We start from the raw sequence: 21,246 nt of genomic DNA on the forward strand, positions 1-21,246 counted from the left end.
CCAGTGGAGACAGACGTGACACTCGCATCACCCCACGACACGGCGGGCCACGGCCCCGAATCGAGCAATCCCAGAAACGATTCGCCGCCGTCCGATGTACCCGACACCGAATATGTGAACCGGCGGCTGGCCGACACCCCGATCGCGATCGTCGGCATGTCAGCACTGCTACCCGGCGCCAAGAACATCCGAGACTACTGGCAGAACATCGTCGACGGGACGGACTGCACCACCGAGGTGCCGCAGTCGCGATGGGACCTGGAGGACTACTACGACGCCGACAGGACTGCGCCCGACAAGACCTATTCCAATCGGGGTGCGTTCATCCCGGACGTCGAGTTCGATCCCGTCGAGTTCGGTATGCCACCGAATCAGCTCGAGGTGACCAGCACCATGCAGACTCTGAGTCTCGGTGTTGTCCGTGACCTCCTCGGCGACGCCGGCGCCCAGGATTCCTCCTGGTACGACCCTTCCCGCACCGGCGTCGTCATCGGTACCACCGGTCCGGTACCGCTGATGCACCCTCTTGCCGCCCGGCTGTCGACACCGGTCCTCAAGGCGGCCGCTCGTAGCTGTGGCCTCAGCGAGGCCGACACCGAGGCCGTTGCCGAAAAGTACGTGGCCGCCTTCGCACCGTGGGAGGAGAACTCGTTTCCCGGCCTCCTCGCCAACGTCGTCGCAGGGCGGATCGCGAACAGGTTCGGACTCGGCGGTATGAACTGCACCGTCGATGCCGCCTGCGCCGCCTCGCTCGCAGCCATTCGTACCGCGATCGCGGAGCTGGTCGACGGCCGAGCAGACACGATGATCACCGGTGGTGTCGACACCGAGAATTCGATCTTCATCTACCTCTGTTTCTCCAAGGTGGGCGCGCTGTCGCCTACCGGGCAGATCAGCCCCTTCTCCGACAACGCCGACGGCACGCTGCTCGGTGAAGGCATCTGCATGCTTGCCCTGCGTCGACTGTCGGACGCACGTCGGGACGGCAACAAGGTCTATGCGGTCATCAAGGGAATCGGGTCATCGAGTGACGGACGATCCAACAGCATCTACGCTCCCCACGCCGATGGCCAGCGAGTGGCGCTCCAACGTGCGTACGACGATGCCCGCTGCGAGCCTTCGTCGGTCGAACTGTTCGAGGCACACGCCACCGGTACAGCAGTCGGCGACAAGACCGAACTCACAGCACTCGGAAAGATGCTGCGTGCCAACACCGATGAGGAGGCGTTTGCTGCGCTCGGTAGTGTCAAATCGCAGATCGGGCACACCAAGGGCGCAGCCGGTACAGCCAGCCTGATCAAACTGGCACTGGGTCTGCATCACAAGATCCTGCCGGGCACCATCAACGTGAGTCGTCCCAACCCGGTCATCACAGATGGCGCGCCTTACTACGTCAACAGTCTCACCCGTCCATGGGTGCTCGATCCACATCGCCCGGTGCGTAGGGCGGCGGTCTCGGCAATGGGATTCGGCGGCACGAACTTTCACATGGTTCTCGAGGAAGTCGATACGGACCGAAGCGGGGTGCGGACCTGGCACCAGACGCCGACGGCTTCGCTCTGGCACGCGCAGGATGTGCCGGCGCTCATCGAGGAACTCCAGAGCGGTTCGCCGGTCGATGGGGGCGCCATCCCGGCAACCGACGCCAGAATCGGCTTCGTGTGGGTCGACGAGGAGCAGCGCAGCCGGCTCATCGAGGTCGCGTTGGAGACATTGGCGCGCGACGCTGACTCACCGGCCTGGAATCACCCAGAGGGCATATACTTTCGCCGACAGGCGCAGGCCGACCTCAAGGTGGGCGCACTGTTCTCTGGGCAGGGCAGCCAGTACGTCAACATGGCGGCCTCCTCGGCCATGAACCTACCGCCGGTGGCAGGGGCCTTTGATGACGCCAACGCCGCTTTCGAAGGTGTGGAGCGCCGACTCGGCTCCATCGTGTTCCCGCCTCCGGCCTTCGACGACGATGAACGGGCCGAGCAGGAGGAGCTCCTCAAGCTCACCGAGCATGCGCAACCGGCGATCGGTGCGGTATCGGTCGGTCAGTACAGATTCCTGTCAGAACTGGGCTTCGCCGCCGAAGCGTTCGGCGGACACAGTTTCGGGGAGCTCGGCGCGCTCTGGGCGTCCGGCGCACTGGAGACCGGGGACTACTTCCGGCTGGCGCGCGCTCGCGGCGCCGCGATGGCCAAAGAATCGGGCTCAGACCGGGGAGCGATGCTGGCCGTTCGCGCTTCGCGCTCCGACGTCGACGAGCTGGTCGACCGCACCGACGACGTTTACGTGTGCAATCACAACGCCCCTGACCAAGTGGTGGTCGGTGGTGGCAATGACGCCGTGGCGGATTTCGCCGAACAATGCGCTGAGCTCGGCTGGAACACAAGGACATTGCCGGTGTCGGCAGCGTTCCATACGCCGTACGTCGCACACGCCACCGGCACGTTCCGCGAGGCGGTGGACTCGGTCACCATTGGTGCCCCCCAGGGCGCGGTGTACGGAAACGATCCCGAACGTGTCTACGGACCCGATGCTGCAGGCAACGCCGACATCCTCGTCGACCAATTGATGCACCCGGTCGAGTTCGTGGCGGTGCTCCGAGGAATGCGCGACGCGGGCTGCACGGCCTTCGTCGAGTTCGGACCCAAACAGGTGCTCACGTCTCTGGTTCGGCGCACGCTGGGTGATCAGGTCATCGCGATTCCCACCGACATCGGACCGATGGGAGACGGAGACCTCGGGCTCAAACGGGCCGCGGTCGCTCTGGCGGTGTTGGGGATGCCGTTGTCCGGCATCAATCGGTATCAGGCCGACCCGCCGGCCCCACCGCGCACGTCGGCGATGGCGGTCACCATCTCAGCACCGGAATACGTTCCGGAAACCCGTCGTAAGGCGTACGCCGACGTACTGGCCAACGGCTATCGGATCAACACGGTCGGCGCCGACGACATCGATGATCCCGTTCGACCCGATCCGGTCCAGCCCAATCCGCTCGGTGCCGACGAACATCCGACGACCACACCACACACACCCGCAGAACGTCCTGAGGAGTTCACAGTGACACAACACCTTTCCCGCGCCGGGGACCCGAATGACGGTCACCTGAACTCGGCATTGAACCAGCACCTCGACACCCACCGCGAGTTCCTGGGGGCCCAACTCGGAATCGCTCGCGACCTCGCTGACGCGCTGCGTCGCGGCAACCTCGACGACGGATCGATCCGGGCGATCGAAGCGGTCAGCAATCAGTCGGTGGCGTTGAGCGACAGCCATTCCCAAGCAGCACACGTGTTGGTCGGGCTCGCCGAACTCGAAGCAGGGCTGTCGCCCGAGACAACTGCGGTCCCGGCCCGCGCTCGGCGGTCCGTCACCGTTCAGTCGTCGCCGGTGCCCGCCATCTCCGCACCAGTTGACACGGAGTCGGCACGGTCCGATCAGACGTCGAACGCCCCGGCCGCGCACACTGCTCGTCAGGACAATGCCGCACCGGTCAGCACCACCTCGACGCCTCCGGCCGAGCCCTCGATACCCGGTTCAGATCTGTCGGAGCCGGCCGCCGAGCCTTCCGCGGCCCCAAGCGTGCCGGCAGTGGACGGACACGAGGCTGCTGCCGACGATCTCCACACCGCCCTTCGGGAGGTCATCGCCGAAAAGACCGGGTATCCGGTCGAGATGATCGGCAGCACGATGGATCTGGAGTCCGACCTGGGCGTCGACTCGATCAAACGGGTTCAGGTGCTCGGAGCGGTACAGGAGCGGTTCCCGCACCTCCCGAGTCTGGGCCCCGAGCAACTCGGTGAGCTTCGAACGATCGACCAAATCGTCGAGGTCATCTCCGAGGGGAGTGATGCTTACCCAAAAGCGCCGGCCGCGGTGGCGCCGCGGCTCACTGATCACGCCCTGACCTCAGAGCAGACTGATTCGACCGACGAACTTCCATCGGCCGAACGAACACCGGTCGAACTCGTGGCCCTGCCTCGGATCGACCGCGCTGTCGACGTATTCACCACTGATCCGACCGCATCCCTGCTCATCGTCGGGAACGTCAGCTCCCGGCTCGTCGACGCGCTGTCCGAAGCACTGCGAGCACAGCGCTGGCGGGTGACGGGCTCACAAGCGCACTCCGGCACCACCGGTTCGTCCGAGACTGCAACGGATCAGCCGACGGACTCGCAGGCTGACCTCTGCGTGGTGATCCTGGGTGAGCCGACAACGATCTCGGAGGCTCAACAAGTCCTCTCCGACTCGATCCTCGCCATCAAGGCAGCCTCCAAAGCACTGATCCCGACGGGCGGGCGCGCCGCGTTGCTGGCAGTCACCACCGTCGACGGTGCCCTCGGCTTCGGCGACCTCGATGTCGACCCGGTGGCGGCAATGGCCGCCGGCATCGGTGGTGCAGTGAAGACACTGGCAGCGGAACGCCCCGAGCTGTTCTGCCGCGCAGTGGATGTCAATCCACTGGTAGATCCGGACCAGTTCGCCCGGACGATCATCGACGAGTCACACGATTCGGCGGTCGACACCCTCGAGGTGGGTGTCGGTGAGCTGGGGGAGCGGCACACCCTGGTTCCCAGCGGGCACGGGGCCCCGGCCACAGAGTTGTCTGCGGTCGGTGAGGACCCGCTCCACGACATGTCGGTAGGCGCGAACGATCTTCTGGTGGTGTCCGGCGGAGCCCGTGGCGTGACCGCCCTCTGTGTTCGTGAACTGGCCGCCCGCACTGAAGCTCGCTTCATCCTTCTGGGGCGCACCGATCCTTCACCGGACCCAGATTGGGCACAAGGAGTCGACGACGCCTCGTTACAAGGTGCGGCGATCAGGGCGTTGGCCGGAAGTGGACTGACGCCCCGCGACATCAACTCTCGCTGCGCTGGCGTACGGGCGGGACGCGAGATCCGCGAAACTCTGAACGCGCTGGGAGAACGTGGGCAATACCTGAGCGTCGATGTGACCGACGCCGACGCACTGCGCACTGCGCTTGCGCCCTACAGGCAGTCGGTCACGGGCATCATTCACGGTGCGGGCGTCCTTGCCGACTCACTGATCGCGTCGAAAGAAGATTCAGAGATCGCGCGGGTCCTCACTCCGAAACTGCGTGGGATCGACGCACTGATGGACTCTTTGGACTCAGCCGCCGACGACTCGCCCGTCGAACACCTGGTGTTGTTCACGTCCGTGGCCGGGCTCTTCGGCAATCGGGGCCAGAGTGATTACGCCACCGCCAACGAAGCCCTTGGACGATTCGCGGTTGCCACGAAGCGTCGGCACCCGGAACGTCACGTCACCGCGATCGATTGGGGAGCGTGGGACGCCGGCATGGTCGATGACGTGTTACGGGCGCACTTCCGCGACAACGGGGTCGAATTACTCCACCCACGGGCAGGCGCAGTGGCTTTCGCAGAGCAGTTCTCGGTAGAACGCAGGGACGATGTAGTGGTCTTGATCGGGCCGACGCGTCCGTTGGCTTCCGGATCCGCCCCGGATCCGGTTGCCTTCACCGCACGCCGCGTCATCGAGGATCTGGCGCGCCACCCGATCATCGAGGCGCACCGGATCGGCGAGAAGGTGGTACTCCCTGCCACTTTCGCACTCGGCGCGATGATCAACGTGGCGGAGAGAGCGTTGCCGGGTCGATGCGTCCGAGGGGTCAGAGACTTCCGTGTACTCAATGGCGTCTCCTTTCCGTCGGGTTCGACGGTCCCGCAGCTGCTGGTACATGCCGAGCCGACGCGCGACGCGACCACGTTGTCGGTCCGGGTCACGAGTGTTGATGGCGAACGCCTCATCCCTCATTACGTCGCTCAACTCCTGTTGGCCGACAACGAGCCGCCGATGACCACAGTCGATCCCGACTGGGGCCACGTCGGGAAGGACGCTCAGTTCATCTACGACGAGGGACAGCAGTTCCACGGACCGGCCCTTCGTGGGCTCGCGGAGGTCTTGGAGTTGTCCGAATCGCGATTGGTGGTCACCGCCTCGCTACCCGAAGCGGTTGTAGCGCTTGGAGCGTACCAGGGAATGTTGCACAATCCGGTGCAAGCCGACCTGATCCTGCAGGTGCCACCGGTACTCGCACACAGCGCGCTGGGAGCGGCGTGCCTGCCGATGGGCGTGGGTTCCATTGACTTCTACCACCAACTGCCGACCGGCGAGGCATTCACCGTCGTCGCCGACAATCTCAGGCGCGATGCGTTGTCGGCCACTGTTGATGCGGTGGCGATCGCGCAAGACAACACAGTCTTGCAACGCTGGAACGACGTTTCGGTGGTCACCGCGCCTGACCTTTCAGCAATGTTTCTTGAGTCGGCCCGGCAGTGGAACTGACCACCCGGAACCACGCATCGAAGACAGGAAGATACATGGCACACATCCGCTTTGACGGCATTGTGTTCAATCCCGTACCTGCCCGACCCGCGGACGTGGTGGAGGCCGTGCCGAGATCCGCCGGCAACCGGACCCGCGAATTGCTCGCACCGCGAGAAACTGTGCCGGTGGGGACGATGGCACCGCTGGCCGCAGTCCGAGACAGCGTTGTCCGTGCTCACCAGGCCACCATTGCTGCCGCGTCGGCTGTCGCACGGGCGACACTGCACGATGGCCTCAACCCGGCACCGAAACAACTGGGTGAAAAGAGGTGGCCCGAGACCGTAGAAACGTTCTCCACCACTCGCGCTGCCGAACTCGCTGCTGTGCGTTGTTTTCGACCTCTGGCCCGATCCGCCAAACGGGAGCTGTCCTCTGAAGACATCGATGTACTCACCCGCGGCGGGATCGAGCAGGTGTTCGGTCCGACGCACTGCCAAACCGCCACCGATCATGCAACAGGCCGAACCATCGCCGCGAACAGCATGTTGACAGTCGCGTCCCACGGACAGGTACAGAGCATCGAAGGTCTCGAGTCGTCGGCACGCGGGGCCGACTTCGGCGGCCTCACAGTGAGGTACAACGGTGACCCCGTTGCGGCCGCACGGTCCGCGGCCGAGGTTTTCGGTGTGTTCGTTGGCCTGCATCTGTGCATGTCCGATTGTGTGGCCGAATCGCAGGCACACGGCACTGCACCGAATCCACCTTCCTCACAACGATTGTCATTGCGCGTGGTGGAGATCGATCTCGTCCCGATTCCGCATCTACGGGCGCGCGTGAGTATCTCTGGGTCAGAGCCGTCCCGGGACAACGGCTTCGATGTCACCGTTGACTTCATACCTCGCGATGGTGTCGCATTGGGCCCCGGTACCAACGGTCACCTGCAGGGCTGGACCGGACGCGTGGCGACAACCGGCCGGCAGGCACTGTTGAGCGAGTTCCACATGGCGCATCTGGCCCGCGGTGATCAGGGGATCGCGTTCGGACCCGAGTTCTCGCGCTACACCGGCAACCGGGCCACTCGGCTGCCCACCGGAGGGCTGTTGCTGGTTGACCGGGTCACAGAGTTCTCCGGCACACGAGGCAATTGGGACGCCGGTGCGGACTATCGCACCGAATACGACGTGCCTGCCGACGCGTGGTACCTGGAGGACACTGCAAACGGATCCGTGCCGCACTTCGTCTACATGGAGACATCGTTGCAGGCCGCTCTGCTGATGGGCTACTACCTCGGCCCCACGCTCGGGTCCACTGAGACCTTGCGACTTCGAAACCTCGGCGGAACCGCCACCGTCAGTCGCAGACTGGACCTCCGGGGAAAGACGGTCGACCAGAGCTCGACGCTCGTGTCGACGACGCTCATGCCTGGGTCATCGCTGCAGAGTTTCGACTACTCCCTTCGGATGGACGGAGATGAGTTCTACAGCGGCACGACCATGTTCGGGTACTTCAGCGATTCGGCCCTGGACAATCAAACCGGGCTCGACGCAGGACGCCATCGACCGAACTGGCTCGAGACATTGGACTCGGCACCACAGGTACGCACCATAGATGTGGCGGCACGTCGGGACCGACGCGAACCGCTGTGCTCCATGGGGGCGTTGGCTCTGGTCGACGGAGTCGATGTGGTCGACGGGGGTGGCCAGTACGGCAAGGGGTATCTGCACATGACCCGCGACATCGAGGCAGACGAGTGGTTCTTCGACTGCCATTTCTACCTCGACCCGGTGATACCGGGTTCACTCGGCGTCGAGTCGGTGATTCAGTGCATCCAAGAGTGGATGGTGGATGCCGGGATGCACCGGCAATGGCGTGACCCCCAGTTCCACATTCCCGTGAACGTGCCCTTCAACTGGAAGTACCGCGGCCAGTTCGTCCCAGACGACGGTCATTGTGAGCTGGAGGTCCACGTGAAAGACATTCGCCCTCAGCCCGGCTCGGTTGTTGTCGTCGCAGACGCGTCGCTGTGGAAACCGGGTTTGCGCATCTACGAACTCATCGACATTTCGGTTGAACTCAGAGAAGGGATCTGACATGGTTGCGCCGTCCACAACATCCGGGACCGATGAGATCGCCCAGACGACAGCGGCATTGTCAGACCTCTCGCGACCGTGCTGGGTGATCCGGGACAGAGAAGACATCCGGGTGACGTCCGACGAGGCAGTCGCTGCTCGGTCAGAAGTGCTCGCTGCCGTCGGGCCGTTGACGCCTGACCGTCTCGGCGATCGATCCTTCCAGCATTTTCACGGTGTGCGATACGGATACATGGCCGGCGCGATGGCCAATGGAATCGCATCGCCCGATCTGGTCAGCGCGCTTGCCAAAGCCGGATACCTTGCCTCCTACGGCGCTGCAGGCGTCGTACCGGCGAAGGTCGATGCGGCGCTGGCCGAGCTGACAGCAACACTGCGCGATACCCCGTTTGCCTGCAACGTCATCCACAGTCCGAGCGAACCCGCACTCGAACGCGCCATCGTGGATGCGTGCCTGCGCCATCGGGTGACCTGCGTCGAGGCGTCCGCGTTCATGTCCATGACGGCGGAACTGGTCCGCTATCGAGTTCTCGGGCTCAGATCCGCTCCCGACGGGGAAATCGTCCGGGGGCACAGGGTGGTGGCGAAGGTGTCCCGGCTCGAGGTGGCGGAGGCCTTCTTGCGGCCGGCGCCCGCCGCGTTGCTGCGCCAGCTCATGGAATCGGGTGACATCACCGCGGAGTCGGCCCACCTGGCCGCAACGGTACCGATGGCCGATGACGTCACCGTCGAGGCGGACTCGGGTGGTCACACCGATCGCCGGCCGTTGCTGGTGGCATTACCTGAGATCATCGCGTTGCGCGACCGCATCGCCGGGGAATCGCCTCTCGCCGCGAATGTTCGAATCGGGGCGGCGGGCGGCATCGGGACGCCTGCGGCCGCCGCGGCGGCTTTCGGACTTGGAGCGGCGTACGTCGTGACCGGGTCGATCAATCAGGCAAGCGTGGAGGCGGGTACCTCCGCGGCCACGAAAGAGCTTCTGGCAACCGCGGGTTCAGCCGATTGCGTGATGGCCCCGTCCTCGGACATGTTCGAGATGGGCGTGCAGGTGCAGGTACTGCGGCGAGGAACCATGTTCGCCGGCCGCGCCGCTCAGCTGTACGACGCGTACCGCGCTTACGACTCGATCGACGCGATCCCGCAGAAGGTGCGCGACGGGCTCGAACGCGACATCTTCCGCCGGCCGCTGGAATCGGTCTGGGACGAGTGCGTGCGTTACTTCACCGAACGTGACCCGAACCAGATCGCGGCTGCCCAGAACAACCCGCGTCGCCGGATGGCGCTGGTGTTCCGGTGGTACCTCGGCCTCTCGTCAGGATGGAGCATCGGTGGGGACGAGACCCGAACAGCGGACTACCAAGTGTGGTGCGGCCCGGCCATGGGAGCGTTCAATTCCTGGGCGGCCGGAACGCATCTGGCGTCCGCCCGCAACCGTCGCGCCGCGGACATCGCGCATCACGTCATGACCGGTGCCGCATTCCACACCCGGGTGAGCATCCTGCGCGGTGCGGGTGTGCACTTCCCGCCGCAGTGTGCGACCTACTGGCCGTCCCTGTAGTCACATTCGACGAGGGAGTAGCCATGTCCGAGGTGGTGGTGGGCGGTACAACCATCGGGTACCACGACACGGGTGCGCCGGCGGGCGTGCCCGGCGCGCAGACAGTCGTGTTTGCGCACGGATTGTTGTTCGACAGCACGATGTTCGAGGCGCAGGTCGAGGTGCTGCGGGGACGCTACAGGTGTGTTGCCTTCGATTGGCGGGGGCAAGGAATTTCGCCCCCGACAGTCGACGGGTACGACATCGAAACCCTCACCAGGGATGCGCTGGGCCTGCTCCGGGCTCTCGACATCGGGCCCGTGCACTGGGTGGGGCTCTCGATGGGGGGATTTGTCGGTTTGCGCCTCGGCGCCCGCCACGGCGAGATGCTTCTGTCCCTCACTCTGCTGGACACCAGCGCCCGCGCCGAAACGCCCGGCACAGTCCGGGAGTACAAACGACTGGCGTGGACGCAGCAATTGATCGGATTCGGACCGATCGCATCGATGGTCGCGCCTCACATGTTCGGCCCGTCGTATCGCCGAGATCCGCGGAACAAAGCATCGCTCGATCGCTGGCGACAAGCGGTGGGACAACGGAAACGCAGTAGCGTGCGCAAGGCGGTGTACGGGGTTGCCGAACGCGCCTCGGTAGATCACGAGATCGGCGCGATCGCCGTACCGACGCTTGTACTCGTCGGTGCGGATGACGCCGCCACGCCACCGTCGGAGTCCGAACACATCGCATCGTCGATACCGACGGCCCGACTGCAGGTGATCGACAACTGCGGTCACAGCAGCACCGTGGAACAGCCGGCGGCGATTTCAGCTCATCTTGCGGACTTCCTCGCCGAGGTGCCCCGAACCCAGTGATCAACCCGAGGACGACAGCTAGATTGCTCGCGTCAGTTTTTCATCAGTCGGATGTTGCGCATGGTCACCAGCCCGGTGGCACATAACGTGTCACCGACTGCGGTTGAAGTGAACACGTCTGCGGCAGCCACCGTGATGGTGCTGCCTGCCTTGAGTACTCGACCATGGACCACCAGTTTGTCGCCTTTTGCCGGTGCCAAGATCTTGATCGTGTAGTCGACCGTCATGTTGATCCAGCCGGGTGCAAGCAGAGTTCCGGCGGCCGAACCGCCGGCGAAGTCTGCCAGTGAGCCGATGACGCCACCCTGAAAGAATCCGTTGTGTTGGGTCAGCTCCTGGCGGTAGGGCGCCACGAGTTCGACATCCCCGGGTTCGATGCGGGTGAAATCGAAACCCAGATGTTTGGCCGCGGGCATGCTGAGGACGACGTCCCTCACCGCCTGCTCGAAATCAGGGTTTGGAGCTTCCATCTCTACCGTCCTTTTCTGGGACTACTGAGTCCGAGTCGATGCGCTGCGGATCGGGTGTTGAGGTCTGTGGCCGTACACATTCGAAATCACCTGCGAGGTAGCGACGTCGAGCTGAGGCTCGCATGATCTTCCCGCTGGTGGTCTTGTGGAGTTGTCCCGGCGTCACCAAGAGCACATCGCTGACGGTCACCTGGTGTTCGCGCGTGACCGCGCTTCGAATTGCGAACGAGATGTCGTGACACCGCGACTCGGGCAGCGGGTCTTCACCTCTGATCTCCGCTACCACCACCAGGCTCTCCACACTGTCTCGTACCGTGGAGAACGCAGCGCAACCACCAGGCCGGACCGACGGATGTGCCGACTGTACTGTGTGCTCGATGTCGTGAGGGTAGTAGTTCGTCCCGCGGATGATCACCATGTCTTTGAGGCGTCCCACAACGAAGAGTTCATCGTCGATGAATGCGCCGAGATCGCCGGTGCGTAAGTACCTCGAAGCGGGCGAGCCGTCGATGTGGGCAGCAAAGGTCGCCGCCGACTCGTCTGGTCGACGCCAGTATCCCTGTGCCACATGGTCTCCGGCAACCCAGATCTCACCGATCTGATCGGCGCGGCACGGCCGTCGGGTATCTGGATCGATGATGCGAACATCCTCTCGGAGCAAGACCGTTCCCGATCCGACGAGGGTGGGCGACGATGGCTCGGGACTGTGATTCGTCTCCGGCACAAGGCGTTTACGACTGCGCTCCGCGGGATCGACCACGATGTGGCAAGAGCCCCTGCCCTTTCTCGCTGCCGTCACCAGAAGCGTCGCCTCGGCCAGGCCGTAACAAGGCATGAACGCGGCTTCGGTGAACCCCGCGGGTTCGAATCGTTCGGCGAATCGTCGCACGGTGTCGTCGCGGATCGGCTCGGCTCCGTTGAAGGCAACTTTCCAGTGGCTCAGGTCGAGTCCGGCGACCACGGCGTCCGTAGCCCGCGCAACACACAGATCGAAGGCGAAGTTCGGGCCTCCACTCGTGTGCGCGCGATAACGCGAGATCGCCGACAGCCACATCAGTGGCCGTCGGATGAACGCGGACGGTGACATCAGGACGCTGGTGGCGCCGACGTAGAGCGGCTGCAAGACATTGCCGATCAGCCCCTGGTCGTGAAAGAAGGGCGCCCACCCCACCACGGTCGACTGATCGTCATGACCGAACGCCGCCTGGATCATCCGTTGATTGGCGACAAGATTGCCGTGCGTGACCATCACCCCTTTGGGGTCTGAGGTCGAGCCAGAGGTGTACTGCAGAAAGGCGATGTCGCCGATCGCGGGGCGCCGCGCCTCCAGTTCGGCATCCATCTGGTCGGTGAAGTCGATGCCTGTAGGTTGCATCTGGTCGACGACGATCCAGCTGATCGCCTGCACCATCAGCGCCGGCAGCGCCCGCGCCGGCTCCAGCATCGAGCTCACGGTGAGGACAGTCGTGGGTTCACAGTCCCGCACGATGTTCGCTGTGGTGGTCCGCTGCCCGTGTGCTCCCGGCGGAACAACCGGCACAGCGACAACTCCTGCGTACAGGCACCCGAAGTAGGCGACGATGAAGTCCGGACCCTGAGGGAACACCAGAACCGCGCGATCGCCGGGTCGGCAGCACGACAGCAGTCGCCACGCCACCTCCGTGGCCTGCCGGTACAGTGCCCCGTAGGTCAGCGTCACCGTCTCGACACCCGAATCATCAAGGAAGACATACGCTTTCCTGTCCGGATCAGAGTCTGCACGTTCACGCAGCAGCTGCGGCAACGTCGGCGATTCGGTAAGGGACCGTTGCGCTACATTCACTTCGCGGGCACCACGTTGTCGAGCGCGCGGACCATGTGGGCAGCGATGGCGTCGCGGTGCTGCTGGTGGAAAAAGTGGTCCCCTGTGAACTCATGCGATCGAAATGCATTGTGTGAGTGTGCTGCCCAAGCTCGAACTTCCTCGGGGTCAACCACCGGATCTCCTGTCCCGTAGAAGGCCGTGATCGGACACGGCAGTGTTGTTGTGCGCCCGAACGTGTACTTCTCCGACAGTTCCAGGTCGGCTCTGATCAGAGCCAGCACGTACTGGCGGAACTCGGGGCTCGTTGCCTCGATATCACCCATGCCCCCCATCGTGCGCAGCGCTGTGATCAAGTCCGGTTCTGAGGCGTCATGTATCGGTGTCCTACTCGGGGAACGATGAGGTGCACGACGTCCCGACACAAACAGGTGGACAGGCGCGGCACCGGCAGCACACAGCTCGTGCGCCAATTCGAACGCCACCAGTGCCCCCATGCTGTGGCCGTACAGCGCAAACCGTGAGTCGAGAAGACAGATGTCGGAGACCAATGCACTGACCGCCTCGCCGACCCGGCGAAAGTGCGGCTCGGACGCTCGATCCTCTCGGCCAGGGAGTTGGGTTCGCACCACTGCGATGGTGGTGGGGAACAGGCCGAGCCATCGATTGAAGGACGCCGCGCCTCCGCCGGCGTGCGGGACGCATATCAAATGGACAGGGGAGTCGTCGGCGCCCCTCAACAGCACGGACGTGGTCATGCCGCCTCATCGATCAGTCGAACCGGGAGCTGGGAGAGCCCGCGGACGATCAAACTGTCTGTCTGCCAGTCGACGTGCTCGGTCACCAGTTCCAGGCGCCGTCCGGAATCGCCGAAGAGAACGCCGATCGCAACCTCTGCCTGTAGCCGCGCGAGGAGGCCGCCGAGACAGCCGTGCATGCCGTGACCGAACGCGAGGTGACGCTGACCGGTGCGGGTCAAGTCGAACTCATCTGGCTTCTCGAACACAGCGGGGTCTCTGTTCGCAGCCCCGATACAGAGCAGTATCTGGTCGCCGGCTTCCACCTCGCTCCCGCTGATCTCGACTCCGCGGGTGGCGACTCGTTTGGTCATCTGTAGCGGGCTCTGAAAGCGGAGGGTCTCTGCCACCGCAGCGGTTGCCAGGGACCGGTCCGACGTCAGCAGGTTTCGTTGCTCGGGGTGCTGCAACAGGGCCAGCACAGCGTTCCCGATCAGTGACTTGGTGGTCTCGTTGCCGGCGACAAAACACATGATGCACAGAAAGACGATCTCCTCGGATGCGAAGGCGTCGCCCCCTGAGGTCTTCGCGGCCAGTAGATTGCTGATCAGGTCCGTGCCGGGGTGCGCTTTGCGGTGAGCCACCAGGTCGTCGAACGCAGTGGTGAACTCCTCCACCACGTCGCACACGCGACTGAAGACCGCGGCACTCATCAGGCCTGGTTCCAACAGGAACCGGATATCCCGAGTCCACGGCCCGACCTGTGCACGAATGCTCTCCGGAACGTCCATCCAGTCACACATCACGGTCACGGGCAAAGGTGCGGCATAGTCACCGATGATGTCCATGCCGTCGTGCCGCGTCTGCTCGAACAACTTCTGCGCGACACCGACAATTCGCGGCCGTAGCGAGGCGACAGCTTTACTGCTGAACGCCTGATTGATCAGGCCGCGTATCCGCGCGTGGTCCGGATTGTCGGTGAACACCAGCGACTTCTCGCCCAGCCGCTCGATCCGCGCAACGTTGCACTGCGACAGACGATCTGCTTGCCGATTCACCAATTGTGGTATCACCGCTGAGCTGAACGTCCGGTCCGTCAACACCGATTCGACATCTGCATGTCGGGTCAGCACCCACATACCCAGGGTCCTGTGCGGTGCCGCTTGCTGTTGAAGGGTGCGGTACTGACGATATGGATCGTCGCGAAACGCGGCGCTGAACGGGTTGAACCGTGCTACGTCCCGAACGGCGCCGGGGGGAGTGACGGAGGTCGGACCTCCGCCAGCTACCGATGATGTGGTGCCGGTCATCTCGGCAACCCGCCGAAGTGGCCCCCGGCATAAGGCCGTAGAACCAGGCGCAGGAGACAGATCTTGTTCATCCGGAAGCCGATTGCGGACATCTTCAGGTACCGCTCGTAGCGAGCAACCACATCCTCACCGACGAGGGCGTTGGCTTCCTCGCGACGGGCGCGAAGCCGCTGAGCCCACTGTTCGCAGGTCCAGGCGTAGTCGAGTCGGCCGTTGGCAACCGACTGCACCTCGAACAATCCGTCGGCCGCGCTGACTATCTCAGTCAACGTCGGGAGGTCGGCGTCGGGAAAGATCTCCTGTTGCATGAACGAATTGGCGTCGCTCCGGGACATGTTCGCGTAAGCGATGGTCTGCAGCGACAACGTCCCGTCACTGTTGAGCCAGGTGCGGCACCGGGAGAAGAACTCGCGGTATATCCCGATCTTCTCCGCGGGGGTGTCGTCTGGCCGAGCGAAATGTTCGAACGCACCGATGGAGATGATTCCGCCGAAACGGTCATCCGGCGCGAAGTCCATCCAGTTCTCGGTGCGCACTTCCACGCCGCGTAAGGCGAGCTCCCGAATGTGCCGAGTTTGCGTCGCACTCAACGTGAGGCCCACCGCACGTGTCGCGCCGTACTTCACCGACGCCTGCTCGAGTATCGCGCCCCATCCGCATCCCACATCGAGGATCGAACGCGCCGTGTCGGCCCGCACCGCCTCGAGGTGGAATCGGAGTTTGCGTTGCTGCGCGACATCGAGTGTGTCCGCGGCGTCGGTGGGCATGGCGCACGAGTACGACAGCGACGGATCCAGCCAGAGCCCGTAGAAATCGTCACCGACGTCGTAGTGATGACGAATGGCGCGCGTGGCGGCGGACTTCCGCTCCTCTCCGGCGATCTCGTCGACCCGAGCGATCACAGTCGCACGGACCTCTCGTGTACGTATCCGGCCACTGCCCGGAGAGTCGGATTGTCGAACAGCGCCTCTGGCGGAACCTCGACCCCGAAATGTCCTTCGACATCGATGAGTAGAGACACCGCCAGGGCCGAGTCGATGCCAAGCCGGTCGAAGGTCGCGTCGGGATTCACTCTGTCGCCCGCCACTCCCAAGATGTTGCCGACGTAGTCCTGGCACCAACTGACAATTTCGTCGCTGCGAGTGTTCGAACTCTTGTCACTCATGCCGGCACTCCACTCGTCGAGGTGTCACAGGTGTTGTCCGTGATGCGTTTTGCTGCCCTACGTTCGTCGGACGGTAGGCCGAGATCCCACACGAGCCCGCACGCTGCCAGCAACCTGATGAGCCAGTAACCCGGGTCCAGCCGGTACCAGTCCAATCCGAACGAAGCCGACTCCGGGAAAGCGTGGTGGTTGTTGTGCCAGGATTCGCCCAGCGTCACAAGGGCAAACACTCCTCCGTTGCGGCTGTTCTCCCTCGACGCATAGGGCCGTGTACCGAACATGTGCAGGAAGGAGTTGATGGCCCAGACGATGTGCTCGAGGACGAACATCCGGACCAACCCACCCCACAGGAGCCCACTGATCACCCCGGTCCAGCTCTGGTACACCACACCGCCGATCACGGCGGGCAAGACGAGACCCAGGGCAACCCAGTAGTAGTACTGGCGCGCGACGCGGACAAGGGCACGATTCTTGATGAGGTCCGGCGCGTAGTGGACCACGTTCGGATACTCATGGCGGCGCATCCACAGGAAGTGTGAGTGCATCAGACCTCGGAGACGTCCCTTGACATCGGAACCATAAAGGTTGGGGGAGTGGGGGTCTCCGTCCCGGTCACCGCATTCGTGGTGTCGGCGATGCAGGGCGACCCACGAGACGACTCCGCCTTGACCCGCCATGGATCCGAAGATCACCAGCGCGGTGATCACCGATTGCTTCGCCTTGAAGGTGCGATGAGTGAAGAGCCGGTGGTAACCAACGGTGATTCCCAGTCCCGTCAGTAACCAGAGCGAGAAGAACAAGACGAGCTCGGTGAGTCCGAGGGGGTGTACGAAGAGGAACGCCAGAGCCGCTACGGTTCCGACGATCGGGAGGATGTCGAACAGCAGAAAGTGCCGACGCTGCAGCCGGTGCAGATACGCATTGCTCACGGTCTTGGTTCGCGGGGCCTGCGGTGCGAGGTGATTGTCGGTCATCTGGGTCCCTGCCTACGCGGACCGAAAGATGGGATACAGGCTGGGGCCCCCGGGAAGTGTAATCTCGCCGCCGATTCGCTTCGATCCGAGACGTTCCCACAGCCGGAGGCTGCGCAGCGACGAAGCCTCGGCGTACACCCCGAAACCATGCGTGACACGGAGTTCACGGAAGGCTCCGATCAACATCTCGCGCGCTCCGCTACCGCGGGTTTCCGGTCGGATCGCCGCGTACAACGCGTGAACGTGCAGCGGAAGATCAGTGGGGTGGTGCGCATCAAGAGTTTGCATGAGCGTACTGACCTTGGGACCGCACGGTCCGCATGCCTGTTCCAACTCGGCCAGGACCGCGATGTCGTCCTCTTCGCTCGTTGCCTCCGTCCCCGACCAGACGAGCACGCCGTCATAGGACGCCGTCGCCGCGACGGCACCCCCGTTGTCGAGCAGCTGCCGTGTGGTGATGTCGAAGAACGCATCCAGGTAACGCGCCCGCTCCGGGACATCCTCCGGGATGGCCCACTTGATGACCGGATCGTCGGCGAAGGCGCAGGATAACGTGGCGACGACTGCGCCCAGATCGGGGTCCGAGGTGACTATGGGATCAGTTGATGGAGGTTGAGCAATGGTCATGGAACCAAAGGCCTTTCGGTGGTGTCGGTGTATGCCGTGATGATTGCCGCTGCGCAGGCGTCTACGTCCTCGGCAGTGGTCTGCCAGTTGCACACCGACAGCCGCAACGTGGGGGTGCCGCGCCAGACGGTGGGACTTGCCCAGCCCGTGCCGCCGCGTTGCAGGGCTTCGACGATGTGGTCGAGACGAATCGAGGGATCGTCAGGGTCGTCGGTGTCGAATACGACCAGCACCTGATTCAGTACCACGTCATTGACTATCGAGATCCCGTCGACGAGTACCAACTGATCGGCCAATCGCCTTGCCAGCGAACAGCACCGATCGATCAGCTCGGCAACACCACGTGTTCCGAGGTGCCGCAACGTGGACCACACCACCAATCCGCGGGCACGGCGAGACAGATCAGGTGTGTAGTCGGCGGGATCACGGGCACCATCGGGTGCGACGGTGAGATAGTCGGCAGTCGTGCGCAGCGCGGCGCGATGGGCCTCGGGATCGGCGCAGAAGACCAAACCGCAGTCGTAGGGCACGTTGAGCCATTTGTGAGCGTCTGTGGCCCACGAATCGGCCGACGCCAAACCCTCGACATGTTGTCGCGCAGTAGCACTCGCGGCCGCCCACATTCCGAAGGCGGCATCGAGATGCACCCACCCGTCCCGTGCATGCGCCAGTTCGGTGATGGTGTCCAACCGGTCGACCGATCCGGAGTCGACGTTCCCCACCTGACCGCAGACGATCAAGGGCCCGGTTGTGTTCTCGAGAGTCGCTTCCAGTGCCGGAATCGACATCCGGCCCTGATCGTCCACATCCACGGGGTGAATCTGCCCGGCCATGCCGAGAAGCCGAAGCGCCCGATAGACGGTCGTGTGGCAACCCCGGCTGACCAGCACCCGGGGCACCGGAGCACCGAACAGACCGTGGCGCTCCACATCCCATCCGGCCCTGGCCAGCACGGCGTGGCGGGCGGCGGCCAAGCCGCTGAGGTTGGCCATCGCGCAACCGGAGGTGATACCGGTCGATGTGCCCTCCGGTAGGCCGAACATGTCGACCAGCCACCGCGCCACCGTCTCCTCGACAACTGACGCTGTCGGACTGGTTGCGTAGAGCGCGCCGCATTGATCCCACACAGAGGTGACCCATTCGGTGGCTATGGCCACCGGGTATGCGCCTCCCATGACAAAGCCGAGAAATGTCGGAGCACCTGAATGCAGCAGTCCTGGTTCACCTTTGGTGAACAGCTCACCGAGCACGGACCACGGGTCCAGACCCTGGTCCGGTAGTGGCCCGGCGAAGGAGGCCTCCAGCTCGGCGCGGGCCGTCACACGCTCGGAGTTGTCGTCGGCCAGATAGTTGATGCTGTAGTCGCACACTGCGCGCAGCAAGTTGTCGATGTCGGTGGCAGAAGCGCTCTGTAGTGTCCTCATCTCGCGTTCCAGTCTTCTGCGGGCCCGCCGCCGGCGGGGGTGACGGGGCTCTTTGTCATGGACCGATCGGGCAGTGCTATCGCCGGAGCTGATTCACTTGAGACCGCTTCGCACGAAGGCGTTGACGATGTGGCGCTGCAGGATGACATAGAGAACGAAGATCGGCAGGCAGGCCAGACCGGCCAGAGCCATCATCGGCCCCCACTGATCGCCTTCGGTGCCCATGAAACTCCGCAGGCCGAGTTGCAAGACGTCGTTGCTGGATTGGAGTACCACTGCGGGCCAGAAGTACTCGTTCCAGGAGTTGATGAACAACAAGATGGCCAGCGCCGCCAACGCCGGGCGCAGGTTCGGAACCACGACTGTCCACAGGATCGACCACGAGGACCGTCCGTCCATCCGTGCCGCTTCGATCAGTTCCTTCGGGAACCCGGACATGTGCGTGCGCATCATCAGGACGGCGAGCGCTGAACTGAGAGTTGGGACAACCACCCCGGACAGCGTGTTGAGCAGCCCCAACTGGTTCAGCAGAAAGTAATTCGGCAGCATGGTGACCTGGTAAGGCACCAACCACGTGCCGACGAACGCCAGGTACAGCAGGCCCTGGAACTTGAACCGGTAGACCGCAAACGCGTACGACGCGAGGATGGCGATGAGAAGCTGGCCGCAGGTAGATGCAAGCGCAACACCAAAAGTGTTGAGCATCAACCTCGTCACATCGACTTTGTCGGCGGCGTCGAAATAGTTCTCGACCGACAGCGGCCACGGCAGTGGCGTCAAAGAGCTGACGTCGCCGGGCCGTCGGAGCGACGTCGCGACCAGCCAGTAGATCGGGAACATACACGCGAGTGCGATGACCGCCAGTGTGAGGTGCCCCCAGATGCGCGCGAGCACACCACGCCCCGCGCCCACGGTCGAGGCGGGCGATGTCGGCAGGGGAGGACGGACAGGCTCCGCCGTGTCCTCTGCCTTCAACATGCTGTCAGTTGTCATGGAAGGTGATCCGTTCCGACAGCCAGACCAAGAAGCCGGCGACAACGCCGAATCCGAGGAACAGGACGATGCCTGCCGCCGCGCTCAGGCCGGCATTGAATGAGTGGAATCCGTAGTCCCAGAGGAGGTAATAGATGTTTGTGGTCGCACCGGCCGGCCCACCCTGGGTCAGGGTGTCGATCAGCGGGAAACTCCACTGGGCGCTGAGCAGGATGGTCATGAGAGTGAGGAACACGAGAGTCGGCGACAGCAGTGGCAGGGTGATCCGCCGGCCGATCTGGAGCCGGGTTGCTCCGTCGAGCTGTGCGGCCTCGTCGTAATCCGAGCTGATGCCGGCGAGACCGGCGGCCACTGCCAGCACCGCGAATCCGATCAAGTGCCATCCGGTGATGACGATGATCGCCAGTTGCGCCGTGTTCTTGTCGTAGATCCAGTTGTGGTCGGTTCCCAAGACCCTGTTGACGATTCCGCCACTGGGATCGAGCAGCCAGCGCCACACTGCTGCCCCTGCTACCGGCGCCACCAGGAAGGGCGCGAAGATGAACCCCTGGTAGATCCGCGAGCTTCGTACCGAGACACCCCGCATCGCGAACCCGATCACGACCGGAACCACCACGGTGAACGGCAGCAGACCGATGATGAGTACAACCGTCAGCCACACGGCATCACCGAGTGCCGGCAGTTCGAACAACTGCTCGTAATTGTCGGTGCCCACCGACTTCATGGGACTTGCCGGAAGGAGGTTCCATGACACGGTGGACAACTGCACCGCTTGGACAAGCGGCCGGTAGGTCCACACCACCAAGAGGATCAACGCCGGGGTGAGGTACAGATAGGGCACGACGCCCCGCGTGAGCCGCGACCACCGCCGGGACCGCACAGGCGGTACCGGGGTGGTCGTCGAACTGTGTACGGGCGTCGGTGTCTGGACCGGAACGAACATCGT

The 21,246-nt window shown here is 63.8% G+C and carries 15 protein-coding genes; 4 read left to right on the top strand and 11 right to left on the bottom strand.

The window, feature by feature from the left end; all coding sequences use genetic code 11:
* Positions 1-15: 15 nt before the first annotated feature.
* From MVA47_RS17110 to MVA47_RS17125, 4 genes are read left to right on the top strand one after another with little or no spacing between them, the layout of a single operon-like run.
* On the top strand, positions 16-6,318 hold the full coding sequence (locus tag MVA47_RS17110; RefSeq protein ID WP_247208829.1) for a type I polyketide synthase: 6,303 nt from the start codon (positions 16-18) through the stop codon (positions 6,316-6,318).
* A gap of 35 nt (positions 6,319-6,353) precedes the next feature.
* Entirely contained in the window at positions 6,354-8,390 is a 2,037-nt protein-coding gene (locus tag MVA47_RS17115; RefSeq protein ID WP_247208831.1) for a beta-ketoacyl synthase, read from the top strand.
* Between the two features lies 1 nt (position 8,391).
* On the top strand, positions 8,392-9,948 hold the full coding sequence (locus MVA47_RS17120) for a PfaD family polyunsaturated fatty acid/polyketide biosynthesis protein (RefSeq protein WP_247208832.1): 1,557 nt from the start codon (positions 8,392-8,394) through the stop codon (positions 9,946-9,948).
* Positions 9,949-9,971: 23 nt separating this feature from the next.
* On the top strand, positions 9,972-10,799 hold the full coding sequence (locus tag MVA47_RS17125; protein ID WP_247208833.1) for an alpha/beta fold hydrolase: 828 nt from the start codon (positions 9,972-9,974) through the stop codon (positions 10,797-10,799).
* A 32-nt stretch (positions 10,800-10,831) separates the two neighbouring features.
* Here the strand turns inward: MVA47_RS17125 and MVA47_RS17130 are convergent, their stop codons facing one another.
* The 11 genes from MVA47_RS17130 to MVA47_RS17180 form a co-directional block, all read right to left on the bottom strand.
* Positions 10,832-11,269, bottom strand: a complete 438-nt coding sequence (locus MVA47_RS17130; RefSeq protein ID WP_247208834.1) for a PaaI family thioesterase — start codon at positions 11,267-11,269, stop codon at positions 10,832-10,834.
* Entirely contained in the window at positions 11,250-13,091 is a 1,842-nt protein-coding gene (locus MVA47_RS17135) for a fatty acyl-AMP ligase (protein WP_247208835.1), read from the bottom strand. Before MVA47_RS17135 ends, MVA47_RS17130 begins: the two co-directional genes overlap by 20 nt.
* Positions 13,088-13,828, bottom strand: coding sequence for a thioesterase II family protein (locus MVA47_RS17140; RefSeq protein ID WP_247208837.1), 741 nt, complete (start codon positions 13,826-13,828; stop codon positions 13,088-13,090). The genes MVA47_RS17135 and MVA47_RS17140 overlap by 4 nt, the downstream gene beginning before the upstream one ends.
* Complete coding sequence (locus MVA47_RS17145) at positions 13,825-14,865, bottom strand: cytochrome P450 (protein WP_247208838.1); 1,041 nt, start codon at positions 14,863-14,865, stop codon at positions 13,825-13,827. The genes MVA47_RS17140 and MVA47_RS17145 overlap by 4 nt, the downstream gene beginning before the upstream one ends.
* A 248-nt stretch (positions 14,866-15,113) precedes the next feature.
* On the bottom strand, positions 15,114-16,019 hold the full coding sequence (locus MVA47_RS17150) for a class I SAM-dependent methyltransferase (RefSeq protein ID WP_247208840.1): 906 nt from the start codon (positions 16,017-16,019) through the stop codon (positions 15,114-15,116).
* Positions 16,016-16,282 carry an acyl carrier protein gene (locus MVA47_RS17155; RefSeq protein ID WP_247208841.1) on the bottom strand — a complete coding sequence of 89 codons (267 nt, stop codon included), beginning with the start codon at positions 16,280-16,282 and terminating at the stop codon, positions 16,016-16,018. Before MVA47_RS17155 ends, MVA47_RS17150 begins: the two co-directional genes overlap by 4 nt.
* Positions 16,279-17,256, bottom strand: a complete 978-nt coding sequence (locus MVA47_RS17160; protein ID WP_247208843.1) for an acyl-CoA desaturase — start codon at positions 17,254-17,256, stop codon at positions 16,279-16,281. Before MVA47_RS17160 ends, MVA47_RS17155 begins: the two co-directional genes overlap by 4 nt.
* Before the next feature lie 12 nt (positions 17,257-17,268).
* Entirely contained in the window at positions 17,269-17,883 is a 615-nt protein-coding gene (locus MVA47_RS17165) for a hypothetical protein (protein WP_247208844.1), read from the bottom strand.
* Entirely contained in the window at positions 17,880-19,307 is a 1,428-nt protein-coding gene (locus MVA47_RS17170) for a pyridoxal-dependent decarboxylase (RefSeq protein ID WP_247208846.1), read from the bottom strand. Before MVA47_RS17170 ends, MVA47_RS17165 begins: the two co-directional genes overlap by 4 nt.
* Before the next feature lie 93 nt (positions 19,308-19,400).
* Positions 19,401-20,147: a carbohydrate ABC transporter permease gene (locus tag MVA47_RS17175; RefSeq protein ID WP_247210865.1), complete on the bottom strand. Its 747-nt coding sequence runs from the start codon at positions 20,145-20,147 to the stop codon at positions 19,401-19,403.
* A gap of 142 nt (positions 20,148-20,289) precedes the next feature.
* On the bottom strand, positions 20,290-21,243 hold the full coding sequence (locus MVA47_RS17180; RefSeq protein WP_247208847.1) for a carbohydrate ABC transporter permease: 954 nt from the start codon (positions 21,241-21,243) through the stop codon (positions 20,290-20,292).
* Positions 21,244-21,246 lie beyond the last annotated feature (3 nt).

The organism is Williamsia sp. DF01-3 (assembly GCF_023051145.1).
Classification (GTDB): domain Bacteria; phylum Actinomycetota; class Actinomycetes; order Mycobacteriales; family Mycobacteriaceae; genus Williamsia.

What these genes read in the sequence shown, in the direction of transcription:
- MVA47_RS17115 (WP_247208831.1), top strand. Translation starts at nt 6,354, where the DNA reads ATGGCACACATCCGCTTTGACGGCATTGTGTTCAATCCCGTACCTGCC.
- MVA47_RS17120 (WP_247208832.1), top strand. Translation starts at nt 8,392, where the DNA reads ATGGTTGCGCCGTCCACAACATCCGGGACCGATGAGATCGCCCAGACG.
- MVA47_RS17125 (WP_247208833.1), top strand. Translation starts at nt 9,972, where the DNA reads ATGTCCGAGGTGGTGGTGGGCGGTACAACCATCGGGTACCACGACACG.
- MVA47_RS17130 (WP_247208834.1), bottom strand. Translation starts at nt 11,269, where the DNA reads ATGGAAGCTCCAAACCCTGATTTCGAGCAGGCGGTGAGGGACGTCGTC.
- MVA47_RS17140 (WP_247208837.1), bottom strand. Translation starts at nt 13,828, where the DNA reads ATGACCACGTCCGTGCTGTTGAGGGGCGCCGACGACTCCCCTGTCCAT.
- MVA47_RS17155 (WP_247208841.1), bottom strand. Translation starts at nt 16,282, where the DNA reads ATGAGTGACAAGAGTTCGAACACTCGCAGCGACGAAATTGTCAGTTGG.
- MVA47_RS17160 (WP_247208843.1), bottom strand. Translation starts at nt 17,256, where the DNA reads ATGACCGACAATCACCTCGCACCGCAGGCCCCGCGAACCAAGACCGTG.
- MVA47_RS17165 (WP_247208844.1), bottom strand. Translation starts at nt 17,883, where the DNA reads ATGACCATTGCTCAACCTCCATCAACTGATCCCATAGTCACCTCGGAC.
- MVA47_RS17170 (WP_247208846.1), bottom strand. Translation starts at nt 19,307, where the DNA reads ATGAGGACACTACAGAGCGCTTCTGCCACCGACATCGACAACTTGCTG.
- MVA47_RS17175 (WP_247210865.1), bottom strand. Translation starts at nt 20,147, where the DNA reads ATGTTCCCGATCTACTGGCTGGTCGCGACGTCGCTCCGACGGCCCGGC.
- MVA47_RS17180 (WP_247208847.1), bottom strand. Translation starts at nt 21,243, where the DNA reads ATGTTCGTTCCGGTCCAGACACCGACGCCCGTACACAGTTCGACGACC.